Genomic DNA, 17,542 nt, shown 5'->3' with positions numbered 1-17,542 from the left:
TATGGACTTTCCTTAGCTCGAACGCAGCGAAGTGATCTGTTTGGCCAGATACTGCGGCGAATACGGCATATCCTCCCGGAGCCAGGCGATGATCGTACCGATGAGGGCTGCAGAGCCGTACCATACGGCAATGTCCTTCTGAACCGTTACTTCAGAAGCATTGCGGGTAGCCAATCTTCTCTCCACCCGGGTAGAAATGATATCCGCCATCAGCCTGAACAGGCGATCGGTGAATATCGTACTCTTCCGCGACGTTAGCACAATTTTATAGAATTTGGCATTCTCCGCGATATGCGTCAGCAGGCGCTCCAGCATCGGCCATTGTTCTCCTTCAGTTGCTTCAGCATTCCCCATATAACCGCTTACCACTTGAAGCACGTCCTCGGCCATATCATCCGCCATCTTCTCCATCATATCGGGGATATCCCGGTAATGCAGATAGAAGGTCACCCGGTTAATTTTGGCCCGCTCCGCGATGCGGTTGACCGTAATTTTCTCAATGCTCATTTCTTCCATCAGATCAATTACAGCCTCTCTAAGCAATTGCCGTGTACGCAGGACACGCGGGTCCACATGCGGGGGAGTTTTCGTCATTTTAATCACTCCATTCTTCAACGTTCAAATCGCAGACTACACTTTTCAATAAAATGTCGTTTATCGCCTATATAAACTACAGTTATAGCTTAATCGTAAACTAATATACAGTTTTTCAGAAATCGTTGCTTGATTACATGAAAATTTCATCTATAATCTACTTTATACATTGTAAACTATACAACACACTGTAAATTTAGTCCATGATTCGGCGATTGGAAAGGATGGAGAATAGTGAGTAACAAGACAGACATTCAAGACAGTTCCATCAAAAAGGGACCTATTCTTTTCGTAATGATTCTCGGCGCCTTTCTGGCCACACTGAATCAGACGATAATGAGCGTTGCCACACCGGAGTTAATGCATGACTTCAACATCACGGCCGCAACGGCCCAGTGGCTGACCACCGGCTATATGCTGGTTAACGGTGTGCTGATTCCAATCACTGCTTATCTGATGCAGCGTTTCACTACACGCGAGCTGTTCCAGGCATCTATGTTTATCTTCTTCGCAGGAACGGTCGTTTCAGCTATGGCGACAAGCTTCCCGATTCTGCTAACCGGACGTATGATTCAGGCAGCCGGTGCCGGTATTATTATGCCGCTGCTGACCAATGTCATCTTAACCCTGTTCCCGCGTGAGAAGAGAGGCGCCGCCATGGGTATGGTCGGACTCGCCATTATCTTCGCCCCGGCGATCGGCCCTACACTGGCCGGTTACATTATGGAACACTATTCTTGGGAGACTATGTTCTACGGCATGCTTCCGCTTACGGTTATCGTTATTGTCTGCGGATTTGTTTATCTGAGAAATGTAGCAGAGCGTTCTTATCCAAAAGTCGACTTAACCAGCGTGGCCCTGTCCACCATCGGATTCGGAACCTTGCTGTACGGCTTCAGCCGGGCGGCCAGCGCTGGCTGGTCGAGCGCAGAGGTACTGTTGTCGCTGGCTGCAGGTGTTATCTCCCTCGGCTTGTTCGTATGGAGACAGCTGGCTTCGGATAGCCCGCTGCTGGATCTGCAGGCCTTCAAATATAATATGTTCTCCCTGACCACTGTCATCAGTGTCATGGTTACGATTGTGATGTATGCAGATATGATGCTGCTGCCGCTCTACCTGCAGAACGCACGCGGATTCACAGCGATGGAATCCGGCCTGCTGCTGCTTCCCGGTGCAGTCATTATGGGCCTGCTCATGCCGGTTACCGGCAAGCTGTTTGACCGCTTCGGTGCGAAGTGGCTGGCCATTATCGGCCTGCTGATCACGATCCTCGCTACCCTGAGCTTCGTGAATCTGACCGACTCGACAAGCTATGCCTATCTGATGCTCATGTCCACCGGACGGCGGATCGGAATGGCGCTCTTGCTCATGCCGATTCAGACCCTCGGGCTGAACCAGCTGCCATCCAAGCTTAATTCGCATGGTACAGCCATCTCGAATACTGTAAGACAAGTGGCCGGCGCTGTGGGTACTTCCCTGCTGGTCACCGTAATGACCAGCCGTACCACTACCCACATGAAGGATATGATGGTCAGTGGCGTGCAAGACACTAAGGAGCATATGATTACAGCAGCTACCATCCAGGGTATCAATGATGCGTATCTGGTCATTGTGGGTATCGGCATCATCGGCCTGCTGCTCTCCTTCTTCATCAAGAAGGTAGGCCAGGCCTCGGAGAAAGAACCCGAAATGAAGCTAAAGACGGTTGTTGCCAAGGAAGTCTAGGTTATGCAAAAGAGGTTATCCCAAAAGCCATGAAATAGCTGCCTGGGATAGCCCCTTTTTTGTTGACGGCACAACCGTTACTGCCGGGCTCCTCGCATAAACCAAACGCTTGTAGTACAATAATATCTTGGCTGTACATTATAGAAGAAGAGTATGAGGTGCCCGGATGGCTATTAGCTTCACGAAATCTATGCTTAACCGCTTAAATCAGGAAATCACAGAGATGGAATCGGGTATAGCGGAGCTCCAGAAGAAGACCCACAAGACCCGGCTCAAAATTAACCAGATCGAAAAAGACTGTAAATTAAGCACTTCCCCCAGCGCACTTAGCAGCAAAATGAGCCGGATCACTAAATTACAGGCAGAACTCAAAAAAATCTCCCAGCAGCATTTAGAGCTGTCCAAGGAGATTAACAAAAAGAAGTCCACGCGCGCCCAGCTTCCGCCTGCGGAGTAATCCGCTGTTGCCGGCTATGTCCGTGAAGCCATGCCAGATATTATTTTTGCGGGCTAAAGCGGACACGCAGCCAGATTAACAAATAGATTACGCATAAGAAGCCCCAATAGTAATTAGCAAATATACTCTGTCCTAAGGCTACGGATAGCAGGATATGATATACACAGGTAAAGACAAAGAAAGCAATTAATAACCGTGTTATCGCTCTGTAGGATGACGGCTGCTGAATGGCACTTCTTGAAATGATGTAGGCAAAGACAATGGCTAGCGCCAAAGATAATACGATCCTCAGATTGTAATTCGTGAATACATCCTGCAATGTAATAACAGCCGCCAGCACAAGAAAGTACGCCGTCATAGTGACGCTATTACTGGTTTTGGTTTTCATTTTACCCCTCCTGAGTGCATTATTTTACGACTAAACAAATACCCTCCCACTAAGAAATAGCCCGCAGATAACAACACAAGCACAATAATTTCTGGAAGAATCTCGCTGAAACTGGCGTTGTTAATCAGAATCTTGTTCATCGCGCTTACAGCATCAAGTGTCGGCATGAGTGTCAGCAGCTCAATCTCTTTGCCCATAACCGCGAATAGCTTAACCGGCGGAACTTTGAAAAAAATCCCGGCCAGGAACATCATAGGCGTCACCACCACATTGCCGATGATGAAGGCCTCCAATGAAGTTCGGCAAAATGCCGCGATGATCAGCCCGATGCCGATGGCTGAGAAGGTTGCGATCAGGCTGACCAGGTAAGCCAGCGCATAGGAGCCGGAGGATGAGAAGCCCAGCAATAGGCTGGAAGCAAAAACAAGGGGCAGCATAATCGCTGCGAGCACCATCTGTGACAGGCTGACGCCTGCGCAAAATTCAAACGCTCTGACCTTGGACAGCATAATCCGCTGAATCGTCCGGTTCTCCAGCTCCCTCGTCACCACCATCGAGCTTAGAATCAACAGGAAAAAGACCGAAAATACCATCAGCCCCGGAGCCATATTCTCAAATTCCGATTGGACCTTCACTTCACCGGTTTCCTCATATACAATCTGCACCGGACTCTCCGCCGTGCCGTTCGCCCACACAAAATTATGAATATAGTTCTCCACGAAGCTGCTGATGAAGCTGTACGTCAGATTGGACGGATTGCCGAGCAGCTTCACCTGTACCTGTGAGGACTGGCCGGAACGCCCGTTGCTGAGGAGCGACTCACTGAAGCCGGGCGGAATGTACAAATGCGCATCATATCTACCTTTTTTAACCCCATCCAGTAACTCCTGCTTGTTATAATCCGCCTGAATGGTCTTAAACATCGTATTTCCGTTCGGATACTCGCTGCTTACGATTTGCTGCACCAGGCTGCCGCCGAGCCCCCCCTGATCTTCATCCGATATCGCCAGCGAATAAGTATAGAATCCCTGTCCGAAAGCCAGCCCGAAGATGACGATAAAGACAATGGGTGAAAGAATGGTTAGCAGGACCGCCTTGTAATCCCGAAACTGCTCCACTAAGCTTTTTTTGAACACCGCCCACACTCTCATTCCCGCAAGCACCTTCCCGTCAGCTTAATGAATACATCTTCCAGCGTACTTTGCCTTAGAGTGAAAGTTAACGGATTACCGTATATGGAGGTCAGCCGGCTAAGAATACGCGGAACTGCTGCAGTCAGGCGATCCCCTCTAATGCAGATGCTTGTATCATTGAACTGTACAGTATATTCCGGTGAATCCAGCTGCGCTGTCCTCTGCACAGGCTCTTGATAATTGATCTCCAGCGTCTCCTCAGGAGCAATCTTCTGCTGAAGCATAGCGGGCGTGTCACAGACCAGTACTCTTCCCCGGTCCATCACAGCTACTCTGGATGACAGGCGCTGTGCCTCATCCATATTATGCGTAGTAAGCAGCACAGCACTGGAACACGACAGCGATGTGATGAAATCTCTAACCAGCACCCTGCTCTGCGGATCAAGCCCGGCTTCGGGTTCATCCAGGATGATCAGCTCGGGATCATGAAGGACCGACAGAATGATATGCAACCTTCTCTGCATGCCCCCGGATAAATTCTTCGCCAGCACCCTACGCTTATCCGCGAGCCCGACGCTTTCCAGCAGCATAGCTGTACGTTGTTTGATCCATTGCCTATCCATTCTATTCAAATCCCCTACAAAATGAAGCTGTTCTTCGCAGGTTAACAGCGGCCACAGCTGCAATTCCTGACTGCAGACTCCCACCCGCTTGTTCAAAGAGCGGTTGCTCCGGGACGGGATACCGCCAATTTGGATATCCCCTTTGTCCGGTTCCAATGTACCGGCGATTAATTGAATGACCGTTGTTTTGCCGGCACCATTTGGGCCCAGCAGACTGAAAATTTCACCCCGCCTCACCGTGAAGGACAAGTGGTCAACTGCCTTAAAGCTGCCAAAGCTTTTATCCACTTCCTTTAATTCTAATAGTATATCATTCACTCTTCTCACACTCTCCTGAACAGTTCTGATACGGGCCTCATACCAAAAGAAACTCTCATTTCTGTTATTTTATCCCACAATACTCTATTCGTCTGTGATCAATGACAAAAAAATCCAAAGGGATGTACGCCCTTTGGATTTCTTGAAATTTTGTCCGGATTGTCAGGACTACGGTCTATTATTCACTGCGCAGTGCAGCAACCGGGTCCTTCTTCGCTGCCATCTTGGCCGGAATCGCACCGCCGAGCATGGTCAGCAGGACGCTGATCACGCCTAGAATGAGCGCATGCAGCGGGTTAAGCTGAGCCACATTCTTCAGCTCCGTCAGGTTATACAGAATCGCGTTAACCGGAATGGTCAGCAGGTAGGTAATGCCGATCCCCAGAATCCCCGAGCAAGCCCCGATAATGAAGGTCTCGGCATTGAAGACCCGTGTAATATCCTTCTTGCGGGCACCCAGCGCACGCAGTACGCCGATCTCCTTCGTCCGTTCCATAACAGAAATGTAAGTGATGATCGCGATCATAATCAGTGAGACCACGAGGGAAATCGCTGCAAAAGCAATCAGTACCATCGTGATTCCGTCCATAATCCCGCCGGAAATGTTGGTGACAATAGCCGCCAGATCGGTATACTGCACCTGATCCTCCGTTGCCTTCCCTTCATTCCATTTGTCCAGATAGGCTGTAACGGATTCTTTGGCACTGAAATCAATCGGGTACAGCGAGACTGCGCTTGGAATTTCAGTTGCCCCCAGAGCGGCAAGTGCATCGTCTTTAGTCAAGGAAGCCATACTGCCTGCTGCTGCCATACCAGCGTTCATGAGGGGAGAACCGCCCATTGCACCACTCGAAGCCATGCCGGCTACCCCTTCTGACAAGGCCTGCCCTGTCAACACATTGGTATCTGCGGCTTCCTGTGCAAGTACAATCTCAGATTTCTGTGCATCGGCAATGAACGTAGCGGCCAGCTCATCGGAATAGACAATGCCGGGAGACAGCGTAGAAATGCTGGAACCTTCCTGCCCGCGCAGAACACCAACAATGTTCAGCGTCACGGCATTAGGACTATTGTAGAGACCGGTCAGATCAGCAGCTGTCCCATTGACAACAAACTGCTCGCCATTTTTCTTATAATAATCATTGTTCATTATCAGCTTCAATTGAGTTCCTACAAGATCGCTCAGATTGATGCTCTCCGCTTTATAATCCAGCCCCAGAGCATCCACTGCAGCATCGGTCAGACGGTTGTATTGATCCACGATGAGCACAAGATCCGTCTTCTCTGTAGGGAATGATCCTTCCAGCAGATCGTAATATTGCTCCAGATAGCTTCCCGAAGCGCTGCCCTGTTTGCTTGGATACGGGGCTACAGTAATATTGCTTTTATCCAGAGTGGTTGCCTTGTCCCCATCCATAACCAGCCAGTTCATATTCACGGTGCGGGTATAAGAAACGCCGTCAATCAGCTTCGGATCAATTCCATCCAGATACTCCATATACTCCTTGGTCAGCACATTCGTATGCATGGCTGAATTCACGGTCGGGTCATACGGATAGAGCTTTTTATCAACAGGATAAGAGGTAAGTTCCGTTGACTCTTGACCCGGAGGGCCAGCATTCTGCAAATTTATCGCCGTCTGGTTGATCGAGACCGGGAAGTTGGAGAGTGCGCCGGTTTCATATGAGCTGATCTGTTTATCGAAGCCGTTGGACAAGGACAGGATCAGCGCGATGCCAATAATTCCGATACTTGAGGCAAAAGCGGTCAACCCCGTACGCCATTTCTTGGTGGCGATATTTTTACCGGATAATTTCAGTGCTGTGAAAAAGCTCATACTCGTTTGCTTCAGCTTATACGCACTTGAGGTCTTCTGCGTGGCCAGCGGATTGCTGTCGGAGATCGCATGACCGTCCGAGAAGCGGATGACGCGGTCTGCATAGCTCTCTGCCAGCTCCGGATTATGGGTAACCATGATCACCAGCTTATCCTCCGCAATGGTCTTGATCAGCTCCATGATCTGCTCACTGGTCTCTGAATCCAAGGCACCTGTAGGCTCATCCGCAAGGATAATGTCCGGATTGTTCGCCAGCGCACGGGCAATCGCTACACGCTGCATCTGTCCGCCCGACAGCTGATTCGGCTTTTTGTGCACATGATCCTTAAGTCCAACCTTCTCCAGTACTTCAAGCGCCTTGCGGTGCTTCTCAGCTGAAGCTATCCCGCTGAGCGTCATCCCCATCTCCACGTTGTCTGTAATGCTCAGATGTGAGATCAGATTATAGCTTTGAAAAATAAAGCCGACACTATTATTGCGGTACGCATCCCACTCGCTGTCTTTGAAGCGCTCTGTCGATTGGCCGTTGATGATCAGCTCTCCGCTGTCATACTGATCCAGCCCGCCGACGATATTCAGCAGCGTGGTCTTACCCGAGCCGCTTTGGCCCAGAATCGCGACGAATTCACTTTCTCTGAAATTGAGATTTACTTTATCCAGTGCAACCTGTGTAAATTCGCCGGTCTTGTAGCTCTTGGTGATGTTTTTTAATTGCAGCATTGTCCGATCTCCCTTTCCATCCCTGTAATCATTAGTCTCTCTGAAATCTTCTAGTCTTACTGTACCCCAGTATAGCCGCCCAATATAAACTAAACCTAAACTCCCAGTTGAGCTTGACTTGATCTTGATGAGGTATACTAGAACAAGTACTTTGGCTTCGGGGGATTACTCAGTTAATCAGGTACTTGAGAGACCCCAAAACCATATATAAACAAGCTATACGTTGAATAACATGGAACCGTTCCAGGAGGAGACCTTATGTTTAATATTCTTGTGGTTGAGGATGATGCCAAGTTACGCCAGCTCTTCTGTACCGTACTCACCAGAAATGGATACCAGGCTTTGCCGGCCGTGAATGGCGAGGATGCGCTGGACGTGCTGGATAAGGAATATATTGATCTGATTATCTGCGATATAATGATGCCCCGGATGGATGGCTTCGAGCTGACACGGACGCTTAGGGACAATGATCAGCAGCTTCCCATTCTTATGGTGACGGCGCGGGAGAATTTTGCCGATAAGCAGCAGGGCTTCCTCGTCGGGATCGATGATTATATGGTCAAGCCGATCAATGTGAATGAGATGATCCTGCGTGTCGGGGCGCTGCTGCGCCGGGCCAAAATCATCAGCGAGCGCAAAATTGAATGGGGAGAAACCGTGCTGGACTACGATACGTTAACTGTAATTCAGGGGCCTGAGAGTATCCTGCTTCCACAGAAGGAATTCTATCTCCTCTATAAAATGATCTCTTATCCGAATAAAATCTTCACCAAGCAGCAGCTGATGGATGAAATATGGGGGATGGACTCCGAATCGGATGAGCACACGGTGGTGGTTCATATTAACCGCCTGCGTGAGCGTTTCAGGGATAGCGCTGATTTTGAAATCGTCACCGTCCGGGGGCTTGGCTATAAGGCGGTGAAACGGGGATGAGGAGCGGCAAAAACAGTGGCCTGTGGTGGTATTTTGTATCCATGGTATTCATCATCATTCTGTCGTTTGTCTTCATTATGGCTGTGCTGGCCTTCCTGTATTTCCGGGTAGAAAATAACACCTGGGAGCACGGAAACCCCTTCCCGCCTATTCTGACTATGATGTTATTCAGTCTGGTCATCGGGACCACTATCAGCATTATGGTAGGCCGCAAAATATTGTCCCCGATTACGGACTTCAGCAAAGCGGCCAAGGAGATCGCCGGCGGCAACTTCGATATCTATTTGAATGAGTCGCACCGCGTCAATGAGATCAGTGAGGTGGCACATCACTTCAATCTCATGGTACAGGAGCTGCGCAGCATTGAGACCCTGCGCAATGATTTCGTAGTCAATGTGTCTCATGAATTCAAGACCCCTATTGCGGCTATCGAAGGCTACGCCATGCTCCTGCAGGAAGAGAACCTGAGCAAAGAGGAGCATGACGAATACACCGGGATGATTATTGAGAGTTCACGGCAGCTGTCCAATCTGTCCGGCAACATTCTCAAAATATCCAAGCTCGAAAATCAGGAAATGCTTACCGAGCTGGCTGAATACCCTCTGGATGAGCAGCTCCGCCAGGCGTTGTTGCTGCTGGAGTCCCTCTGGTCTGCCAAACAGCTTAATCTTAATCTCGACCTGGAGGAGCAGCGCTATTATGGAAATGAAGAGCTGATGATGCAGGTGTGGCTCAATGTGCTTGGCAATGCAATCAAATTCACGCCGGAAGGCGGGGAAATCTCGGTCTCCATCCAGGCGGACAGCTCCTGGATCTCCGTGATCATCTCCGACACCGGGATCGGCATGACTCCGAAGGTGCGTAAGCATATCTTCGAGAAATTCTATCAGGGCGACCCCGCCCGCGCGGCCGGAGGCAACGGCCTCGGCCTGCCGCTGACCGCGCGCATCATCAGCTTAAGCAAGGGAACCATTGAGGTGCGCAGCGAGCCGGGGCAAGGCTCGGCGTTTACGATCAAGCTGCCGGTTGCGGGGGCGTGAGCGGGGCGGAGCGGGAGCCGGGGCGGAGCGGGAGCCGGGGCGGAGGACTCTTAGATCCTCGTGCCGCTGATCGCCTGATTTCGGCGGATTCAAGGGCACTTCTGCCCCTCATTTCCACCTGACGCCTGATTTCGGCGGATTCAAGGGCACTTCTGCCCCTCATTTCCACCTGACGCCTGATTTCGGCGGATTCAGGGGCACTTCTGCCCCTCATTCCCGCTTGCCGCCAGTTTCCGGCGGATTCAGGGGCACTTCTGCCGGTGCGACCCCCTTATCCCGGAGTCCTCCGTATAAAATCGGTACTTGTCGTAGCCTTGCTCTTTATTTCGCTTTTTCTCTCGGCCAGAAGAAGCCGGAGCGGTCTTCTAGGGTCAGCACCCACTCCGCAAAGGTAGCTGGCGGCATGTTGCGAAGACTCGTATGCATTCTGCGGTTATTGTAAAAGTCCATGTACCGGTCCACGGCTTCATAGGCCTCTTCGAACGTGTCGAAGGCCTCTTTGCGGAACAAATCCCGATCGATATTGCTGTGGAACGATTCAATAAAAGCATTTAAATCCGGCGTTCGAGGCGGAATGCGTTCATGGGTCATTTCCCAGCTTTCACACATGTCGCCAAACAGGTGGCTGACGAACTGTGGTCCGTTGTCGGTGCGAATCACCGGACGTGCGCTGTCAGGGGCGCAGTGTTGCTCCATGGCGCGTCCCAGCGTCTGGCAGGCATGCTTCGCCTCACACGACGATCCCCGGTGGTAGCCGACGATGACACGGGTAAACACATCGATAATGCTCAGGACAAAGAAGTGCCTGTCACGGCCCACCACGTAACCATACTTAATGTCCATCTGCCAGAGTTGGCCCGCTCCGGTAATGAACCGGTTCTCCGGCAGCTTCCGGGGATGCTTAAAGCGCTTCTGACGCTGGGGCTGCAGGATATCCAGCGCCTGACACAGCCGGTAGCTTTTCTTGTGATTGAGCTTCAACCGGTGCTGATTCCACAAGCACTTGGCCAGCAGTTTGTACCCGTACACGTGCTCTTCTCCAGCGATTAATTCCAGCAGCCATTCCTGGATTTCCTCGTCGCTAATCTTCTCGCCAGACTCGGTCAAGGAGTAGCCTGGCTGGGGCCTTCCACGCCCCCCTTGAACGGCTGTTGGGGACAGTGACCTGCGTTTCTTACGGTCGTAGTACGTGGACTCCGCTAGCCCTATGAGACGCAGCACTAAGGCCGCTGTATTCCCCTGCTTAATGAACATGTCGGCTACCTCGATTTTTTCGGATAAGCAGGGCTTGGCTTTTTTAGCAGTTCACGGAGAATCTCAATCTCTAACTCCTTTTCGCCGAGCATCTTGACGGCCTTCTCGTATTTCTGCTCCACTTCCAGCAGGCGCTTCAGTTCCTCCACCTGCTCCTGGGGATACGGATGATCTTGTTCCCCATGGGCCCCTCGGTAGTCTCTCACCCACTGATTCACCGTCGCTGGGGTCACCCCATATTTCCGGGCAACCACCGCTGCCTTTATGCCAGACAACACCTCTTGCGCTGCCTTCTCTCTTGTTCCTGTTAGGTGTCCCATTGTGCTCCTCCTCCTCTTGTATTCAGTCTACATTTTTGTGGGGGAGGACTCCAACTTCTTTAGGGGGCTGTGGAGCTTCTGCCCCTCATTTCCGCTTGCCGCCTGATTTCGGCGGATTCAGGGGCACTTCTGCCCCTCATTCCCGCTTGCCGCCTGCTTTCGGCGGATTCAGGTACTCATACTGATCTTCTACCATACCTCTAAATCCATAAAAGAATGAATAAGCTCATACCGGCAAACTCGATTACTTCCCTGCTCTAACACAGGTTTGAATTTACCTTTTTCGCATAAAGCATTTATATATTTTCTCGCTGTACGCCGATTTATCCCAAGCTGCTTCACCACCTCCACGGGCCGGAGGAACCCGTTCTTACGGCTGGCGATCCGCAGAATATCCAACTCCATCCTCGTATATTGACGCCCACCCTCATCCGTATTTTTCAACAAACATGGAGTAAGTAAGGCTTTCAGAAGAGAGATTGTCAGCTCCGGAGCAGACTCCAAATCATCGTAAGGGATCGCAACCACACGGTACCCGGCAATTTGCAGATACGTTTCCCGGTTTAGCTCCTGGCGGTAGCGGGTCCGGTCTGTATTCTGAACATGCGGCCCGTACCCTTTCACCTCAATAGCCACCTTAACCTGACCCGGCTTCCATACAAAGTCAACAAAATAAGGCCTTCCCCGCCAATCCGCAACCTCATACTCCGGGTGAAGATCGTCCATATTCCCGAAAATCGGCCACCACACCCGCTCCACAAACATTTGCTCACCATGCCGGTGTCCCCGTTCCAGCCGGTCCAGACGTTCCCCGGTTCTCCGTTTCTTGTGATACTCCAGCCATTGGTGATGCTCTTCAGCGAACCCCATTCCTCTATTCCTCCTCTGCAAAATCCCCCGCCCCCCCGCAAAGAGGAGCCTTTTTGTCTTCTTTGATTGCCCGGTTGCCTTGCGTAGACTCCAGAACCTATAGTTTCTGGCGGAGTAATGCACACAAAAAATCCCGCACCCAAAAAGCCATGGGTACGGGATGTGCTTCATCCGTTTTATAGATTATAGTTCTTGCTGCTTCCCGGCGTCAATGAACTCGTCGGCCTCCGGTAACAGCCGGAATCGCCGATCAGTTATCGTCAGGGTTGATGGCCCGCTGGAGCGTAGATAATTTCATATGTGTTACTTTTAGCGTCTCCTCATCGAAGCCAAACGCCATGACATATCCTCTATCGGTATTGACCTTATCGCCAGGAAACAGGCGCGGGATCAACACCCCGTCCATATTCTCAAAGGTGTAGCTTAGAATAACTCCATATGTGCTGCTTACTTCTGCATATGTACCATACGCCATCAGCACATCCTCCAGCGTACTTACTCCGGGGCGGATATGCTGCAGGGTAGCGGTCAAAGCAGGTTCCCCTGCGTCTTCATCTGCTTTTACCGACCATGAATCCATCTTGCCTGATGAATCATAGTGGACGGATACATCCTTATACATCTCATTGTTAAACACATCTTGTCCGGTGGAGGCTCCATAGTATTGTTCAACCAGAGACCTCGGGCTGTTCCATTCCATAATGAGTTTCCCGTCCGGATCACCTATCCCGAAATCCCCTTCAGTAACAGGTACCGCTGTGAAATCCTTTAATCCCGTACCCTTGTCCGTTAATGGAGGCAGTAACCCTGGGTCTGACAGCTCCTGCGGCCGGGGTTTCAATATATTTCCCTTCAGCTTTAACATCCTGATCCACTCCAACGCCTCTGCCCGGGTTAAAGTCGCATTCCCCTTGAATCCCTCCACAGTAGGCTCTTCCGGAAGCGGAAGCAGCTGATTTCCAAGCAGAAAAATGATGGAATCCCTATCATTATAGTTCTTGCCCAGAGCAGAAGCTATAAACTGCGCTGCCGTCTGTCTGGTTATAGGCGCAGCTTGTGCCTGTGGGTCCTGGAGACCCGGGATGGGGTGCTTCCAATTTTTGGCCATCCGATAAGGTCCAGCGGTCCACTCTTCCCCAAAGATCGTTGCCTTCGGATAGCCGAAGGAGAGATAGTACACCTTCAGAAATTCAGCTTCCGTAATCGGCTGGTCCGGCCGGAAAGTCAAGTCTGAATAACCGGTTATATACTGATTCCCCAGCGCCCAGCGTACCCACCGCTCCGACCAATGACCTTGAATATCCGGGAAAATAGGAGAGGTGACTCCCGTGTCATTGTCATCCGCTGTTTCCTCATAGCTCACTGAATCCGCTCTAACCGGATAATCCGGTGTGACGGCACCCGCAATCGTACCCGCAATCAGTCCGGCAACCACCAGTTTGATTGTCCTCAATCTTATCTATCCTTTCGTGAATATATTTTAACAGTTAGCTGTCAGAATTCCCCCACTTCTCTAAGTGGCGGGATGAATGTCAGCGGTCTTTCTCATAGACAAATACAACCTAAAATATTACAATAAAACTATTCAGTAGTATTATGAAATGGGTTGTGATATCCGTGGAATTAGACACAAATAATCATTCAGTATTCTCTCTTCATTATCATCTTGTTCTAGTCGTGAAGTACCGCAGAAAAGTAATAGACGATGACATTTCGAATCGGTTACAAGAGATATTTGAGTCTATTCAGCCTAATTACAATATCACCCTGCAGGAATGGAAGCATGACAAGGATCATGTTCACATTCTAATGAAAGCTCACCCCAATAGCGATATTTCTAAATTTCTGAACGCTTATAAGAGTGCATCCTCCCGTCTAATTAAGAAAGAATTTCCTGTAATTCGTCAACAGCTGTGGAAGGAATATTTCTGGTCCAGAAGTTATTGTCTACTGACGACTGGCGGTGCGCCGATTGAAGTCATCCGGAAGTACATCGAATCTCAAGGTCAGAAATGAGGTGGACAGGTGTTAAAGGCTTATAAGTATCGAATCCATCCCACCTATAAGCAAGAGCAGTACTTCACTAAAGTATTCGGCGCAGTTCGCTTCATCTACAATCGAATGCTTGCAGATAAGATTGAACATTACAAGCAAACGGAAACGATGCTCCAAACGACACCTGCGCCCTACAAAAAGGATTTTGGCTGGCTGAAAGAAGTGGATAGTCTAGCCTTAGCCAATGCCCAGCTTCACTTAGAGAAGGCGTATCAGAATTTCTTCCGTGAACCGAACGCGGGATTTCCAAAATTCAAGAGCAAGAAGAGGAATAGCCATAGCTTCACAACCAATAACCAGAAGGGAACCATTTCCATTACAGATGGAAGGATCAAAATTCCTAAACTAAAAACGAAAATCAAAATCAAGCTGCACCGTCCATTCGAGGGACGTATTAAATCATGCACCATTTCCAAAACACCCACGGGAAAATATTACGCTTCCGTATTGGTGGAAACGGATATCATCCCATTGCCCCCCACTCGAGACGAAGATCGGTGTGGATCTGGGGTTGAAAGACTTTGCGATTCCTTCACATGGCGAAATCATACCGAATCCGAAGTACTTGCGGAAGTCTGAACAACGATTAGCCAAGCTGCAAAAGGACTTGTCACGAAAGAAGAAAGGTAGCCGTAACCGGTATAAAGCAAGGCTGAAGGTCGCCAGACTGCATGAAAAAATAGCGAATCAACGGAAAGACTTTTTGCACAAAACGTCCACCCAAATGATAAACGAAAACCAAGTGATCGTGATGGAGGACTTGCGTGTAAAGAACATGATGCAGAATCATAAGTTAGCCAAAGCCATATCCGAAGTGTCTTGGAGCCTGTTCAGAGACATGCTGACCTACAAAGCGAAATGGTACGGCAGAGAATTAATCATTGCCCCCAAACACTTTGCAAGCAGTCAATTGTGTTCCTGCTGTGGCTACAAAAATGCAGAAGTAAAGAACCTAGCCGTACGGGAGTGGTCCTGTCCTGCCTGTCATACAGAGCATGACAGAGACCGGAATGCGGCACTGAATCTTCTACAACTAGCCATGTAAATGGCCATTAGCGGGTTAGGAACTAGCCTATAAGCTTGGGTAAACTTGGAGCAGTAGCTCTATTGACCAAGAAGCACCCACCTCTTAGGTGGTGTGTAGTTCACTTTATCCTCTTCTTCCACATTATAGCAACCGCTGCTGATTAGGGATATGGTACTTGAGGCAGTAATTTCTAAGGCTAAATCCTTGCTTACTCCGCAAAAAAAGAGATCAGCAGCCTCGATAAAGCCTGCTGATCCCTTCGGATAGAACATTATCACCTTATGGCTCCGGTATCGCTGGAGTCTGTTCCGATAAGCATTGAACTTAAGGGTCTCGCGTTGAACTAGATGGGGAGCTGATATTAATCCGGCGTAAAGGTCAGCGTTGTGATGAACCCGGCCGGAATGTAATTCACGCTGTCTCCCGCTATCCGCACCAGCACCGTTACCGCACCGTAGAAGACCGGCGGGTTGACTGGATCATAGGCAGTCCAATTCAAGCCCCCATCGGTGGAATACTCCATCTTCTCGTTCGCGCCTGTAATGGTGTTTGCAATATCATCTGCAGTTACATTGGGCGGCCATGGCGGCTGAGCGAACAGAGCCACGTCCAAGGCAGAGTTATTCCCTGCTGCCAGGGTGAAGTTATCCGCTGCATAGGCCTTCGTAGTACTTACACCCAGACTGGCTGCACCCGCAACAAGGATTCCGATTAGAGATAGACGGATGTATTTATCGACAGTTCTCCTCATCATTTCAACCTCCACGTCTTATTAAATGAGAAATATAACACAGATCATATTATATCTTATTCTGGATAATTATTCCTTTAAAATTATAAATTTAATATAAAATTTTGGATTAACGGCAGATTTACTCTATAGTCTCAATCACTTTGCAATGAACCTGGCACCTCACCCTTGTTAAAAGCAAAAAAAGAGATTCCTGTATGCTGGGAATTGCTACGACACCCGCGCAAGAAAATCTCTTATTGAATAGGTTAGCTGATACATACATTGTTGAATCAAGTTAACCCGTGCTACCTCTCACCCGCCCAGCACTGCCGCTCAGTTCTGACGGTCTCACCGGTCTGTATCGCCTGCTCAATCATCAGTCCGAGGTACACATCCTGTGAGGCCTCCTCCAGTCCATAGAATCCGGGGCCGCCGGCGGCATAGCCAGCCATTTTATCCAGACAGGCCGCAATCGCGATCTCATCATCGTACAGCCTTGCAGGGGTGAACGGGTTGTTGTAGAGCCATTGTTCACCGCAGATTATCCCTTGAAGATAATAGCCTTCGGCATTCTCCAGTTCCCCCTTGTTGATGCGTCTCAGCTCCAGCTGAAGCGGAACCAGGTTATCCTGCTGAATCAGCACACGGTTGTCGAAGATTTCTCCCCGCTCTCCGCGCACGGAGAGGTGATTCGAACGGGTCCAGGAGCGGTGCTGATCCTTGGTGAAGTCGTATATTCCCAGCCGGTCTCCGAAATCCAGCCAGGCAAGGTCTCTTTTCAGAGGAATCAGCTTGTCCTCAGCCGGAGGGCCGCTGCGGGTAGGGCCGTTAATCCAGCGGGACCCGAACCGCATAGCCCTAATGTTAGCTTCCTCGAAACCGAGCCCAAGCATCCTGCGGATCAGGCTTGCTCCATGATACATATGCGAGACGGACACCGTTGTTTCCGTGATCCGTCCGAGTCTGCCCGAACGGATCAGCGACAGCCGCGCCTCTTGCACCGGATGATAAGGATACTGCTCGGCTACCTGAATCCGCGCACCGTGCATAGTCAGTTCCTTGTGCAGCTGCTCAAGCTCCTCCAGACTTGCGGCAGGCGGCGTCTCCGTCAGCGCCGGGATGCCTCTCTCTGCCAAGAGGTACAGATAATCCAGGGATGCCCGGCCGCTGACCGAGACAAGCACGAAATCCGGGGTTTCGCTCGTAAGCAGCTCTTCAAGAGAACGGTAAGTCTGAACCCCCCATGCTTCTTCCATGGCTCTGCCTTTGGCCGCATCCCTTACCACAAGCCCGCTAATCTGAAAGCGGTCCGGCATGGAACGGGCGATTCTGAGGAAATATTGTGCGCGGAAGCCCGCTCCGCCGATAATGCTGAATTTCACTGTCATATTCTTACCTCCCTTATCAGCTGCCGAGAGGGAACCGCGGGGCATTGGCGAGAATACCGTCCCTCGTATACAGCATACAGTCCTTAGCTAATGGAAGAGTTACCGGCCGCCCGGTAATCGAGGCTTC

The 17,542-nt window shown here is 50.2% G+C and carries 16 protein-coding genes and 1 pseudogene; 6 read left to right on the top strand and 11 right to left on the bottom strand.

Annotated elements, in window-relative coordinates; genetic code table 11:
- Window positions 1-12: 12 nt before the first annotated feature.
- Window positions 13-594 (bottom strand): TetR/AcrR family transcriptional regulator, encoded by a 582-nt coding sequence (locus tag R50912_RS07850; RefSeq protein WP_042233747.1) that lies wholly within the window; start codon window positions 592-594, stop codon window positions 13-15.
- A gap of 234 nt (window positions 595-828) precedes the next feature.
- On the opposite strand from R50912_RS07850, the gene R50912_RS07845 reads away from it, so the two are divergent.
- Entirely contained in the window at window positions 829-2,319 is a 1,491-nt protein-coding gene (locus tag R50912_RS07845) for a DHA2 family efflux MFS transporter permease subunit (RefSeq protein ID WP_042233745.1), read from the top strand.
- A gap of 166 nt (window positions 2,320-2,485) precedes the next feature.
- Entirely contained in the window at window positions 2,486-2,776 is a 291-nt protein-coding gene (locus R50912_RS07840) for a hypothetical protein (protein WP_039308497.1), read from the top strand.
- 40 nt (window positions 2,777-2,816) lie between these two features.
- Here the strand turns inward: R50912_RS07840 and R50912_RS07835 are convergent, their stop codons facing one another.
- The 4 genes from R50912_RS07835 to R50912_RS07820 form a co-directional block, all read right to left on the bottom strand.
- Window positions 2,817-3,164 (bottom strand): hypothetical protein, encoded by a 348-nt coding sequence (locus R50912_RS07835; RefSeq protein WP_042233742.1) that lies wholly within the window; start codon window positions 3,162-3,164, stop codon window positions 2,817-2,819.
- On the bottom strand, window positions 3,161-4,315 hold the full coding sequence (locus R50912_RS07830; RefSeq protein WP_042233741.1) for an ABC transporter permease: 1,155 nt from the start codon (window positions 4,313-4,315) through the stop codon (window positions 3,161-3,163). The genes R50912_RS07835 and R50912_RS07830 overlap by 4 nt, the downstream gene beginning before the upstream one ends.
- Complete coding sequence (locus R50912_RS07825; RefSeq protein ID WP_042233738.1) at window positions 4,312-5,238, bottom strand: ABC transporter ATP-binding protein; 927 nt, start codon at window positions 5,236-5,238, stop codon at window positions 4,312-4,314. The genes R50912_RS07830 and R50912_RS07825 overlap by 4 nt, the downstream gene beginning before the upstream one ends.
- Before the next feature lie 178 nt (window positions 5,239-5,416).
- Window positions 5,417-7,795, bottom strand: coding sequence for an ABC transporter ATP-binding protein/permease (locus R50912_RS07820; RefSeq protein ID WP_042233735.1), 2,379 nt, complete (start codon window positions 7,793-7,795; stop codon window positions 5,417-5,419).
- A 258-nt stretch (window positions 7,796-8,053) separates the two neighbouring features.
- On the opposite strand from R50912_RS07820, the gene R50912_RS07815 reads away from it, so the two are divergent.
- Window positions 8,054-8,728, top strand: coding sequence for a response regulator transcription factor (locus tag R50912_RS07815; RefSeq protein ID WP_042233733.1), 675 nt, complete (start codon window positions 8,054-8,056; stop codon window positions 8,726-8,728).
- The gene (locus R50912_RS07810) at window positions 8,725-9,768 is read left to right on the top strand and encodes a HAMP domain-containing sensor histidine kinase (RefSeq protein ID WP_042233731.1); all 1,044 of its coding nucleotides are present in this window, start codon (window positions 8,725-8,727) and stop codon (window positions 9,766-9,768) included. Before R50912_RS07815 ends, R50912_RS07810 begins: the two co-directional genes overlap by 4 nt.
- A 321-nt stretch (window positions 9,769-10,089) precedes the next feature.
- Here R50912_RS07810 and R50912_RS07805 read toward each other — a convergent pair whose 3' ends face one another.
- The 4 genes from R50912_RS07805 to R50912_RS07790 form a co-directional block, all read right to left on the bottom strand.
- Complete coding sequence (locus R50912_RS07805; protein WP_081956422.1) at window positions 10,090-11,022, bottom strand: IS3 family transposase; 933 nt, start codon at window positions 11,020-11,022, stop codon at window positions 10,090-10,092.
- A 5-nt stretch (window positions 11,023-11,027) separates the two neighbouring features.
- Window positions 11,028-11,342 carry a transposase gene (locus R50912_RS07800; RefSeq protein ID WP_052416094.1) on the bottom strand — a complete coding sequence of 105 codons (315 nt, stop codon included), beginning with the start codon at window positions 11,340-11,342 and terminating at the stop codon, window positions 11,028-11,030.
- 189 nt (window positions 11,343-11,531) lie between these two features.
- Complete coding sequence (locus tag R50912_RS07795; protein ID WP_042233727.1) at window positions 11,532-12,212, bottom strand: hypothetical protein; 681 nt, start codon at window positions 12,210-12,212, stop codon at window positions 11,532-11,534.
- 250 nt (window positions 12,213-12,462) lie between these two features.
- Window positions 12,463-13,665, bottom strand: a complete 1,203-nt coding sequence (locus R50912_RS07790; RefSeq protein WP_042233725.1) for an S-layer homology domain-containing protein — start codon at window positions 13,663-13,665, stop codon at window positions 12,463-12,465.
- Between the two features lie 164 nt (window positions 13,666-13,829).
- Here R50912_RS07790 and tnpA point away from each other — a divergent pair, with 164 nt between their 5' ends.
- Window positions 13,830-14,228 (top strand): IS200/IS605 family transposase, encoded by a 399-nt coding sequence (gene tnpA, locus R50912_RS07785; protein WP_156123092.1) that lies wholly within the window; start codon window positions 13,830-13,832, stop codon window positions 14,226-14,228.
- 9 nt (window positions 14,229-14,237) lie between these two features.
- Window positions 14,238-15,312: pseudogene (tnpB, locus tag R50912_RS07780) on the top strand (IS200/IS605 family element RNA-guided endonuclease TnpB).
- A 343-nt stretch (window positions 15,313-15,655) separates the two neighbouring features.
- Here the strand turns inward: tnpB and R50912_RS07775 are convergent.
- A complete protein-coding gene (locus R50912_RS07775) occupies window positions 15,656-16,048 on the bottom strand; it encodes a DUF4073 domain-containing protein (protein ID WP_081956419.1) in 393 nt (130 codons plus the stop codon).
- Between the two features lie 284 nt (window positions 16,049-16,332).
- On the bottom strand, window positions 16,333-17,415 hold the full coding sequence (locus tag R50912_RS07770; protein WP_042233719.1) for a Gfo/Idh/MocA family protein: 1,083 nt from the start codon (window positions 17,413-17,415) through the stop codon (window positions 16,333-16,335).
- Window positions 17,416-17,542 lie beyond the last annotated feature (127 nt).

The organism is Paenibacillus sp. FSL R5-0912, from assembly GCF_000758605.1.
Lineage (GTDB): Bacteria > Bacillota > Bacilli > Paenibacillales > Paenibacillaceae > Paenibacillus_AQ.
The sequence above is the reverse complement of the archived record's forward strand: the minus strand, read 5'-3'. Positions and strand labels throughout refer to the sequence as shown.

Coding starts and splice junctions, on each gene's coding strand:
- R50912_RS07800 (WP_052416094.1), bottom strand. CDS start 11,342: ATGGGACACCTAACAGGAACAAGAGAGAAGGCAGCGCAAGAGGTGTTG.
- R50912_RS07805 (WP_081956422.1), bottom strand. CDS start 11,022: ATGTTCATTAAGCAGGGGAATACAGCGGCCTTAGTGCTGCGTCTCATA.
- R50912_RS07815 (WP_042233733.1), top strand. CDS start 8,054: ATGTTTAATATTCTTGTGGTTGAGGATGATGCCAAGTTACGCCAGCTC.
- R50912_RS07850 (WP_042233747.1), bottom strand. CDS start 594: ATGACGAAAACTCCCCCGCATGTGGACCCGCGTGTCCTGCGTACACGG.
- R50912_RS07795 (WP_042233727.1), bottom strand. CDS start 12,212: ATGGGGTTCGCTGAAGAGCATCACCAATGGCTGGAGTATCACAAGAAA.
- R50912_RS07810 (WP_042233731.1), top strand. CDS start 8,725: ATGAGGAGCGGCAAAAACAGTGGCCTGTGGTGGTATTTTGTATCCATG.
- R50912_RS07820 (WP_042233735.1), bottom strand. CDS start 7,795: ATGCTGCAATTAAAAAACATCACCAAGAGCTACAAGACCGGCGAATTT.
- R50912_RS07830 (WP_042233741.1), bottom strand. CDS start 4,315: ATGAGAGTGTGGGCGGTGTTCAAAAAAAGCTTAGTGGAGCAGTTTCGG.
- R50912_RS07835 (WP_042233742.1), bottom strand. CDS start 3,164: ATGAAAACCAAAACCAGTAATAGCGTCACTATGACGGCGTACTTTCTT.
- R50912_RS07770 (WP_042233719.1), bottom strand. CDS start 17,415: ATGACAGTGAAATTCAGCATTATCGGCGGAGCGGGCTTCCGCGCACAA.
- R50912_RS07775 (WP_081956419.1), bottom strand. CDS start 16,048: ATGATGAGGAGAACTGTCGATAAATACATCCGTCTATCTCTAATCGGA.
- R50912_RS07840 (WP_039308497.1), top strand. CDS start 2,486: ATGGCTATTAGCTTCACGAAATCTATGCTTAACCGCTTAAATCAGGAA.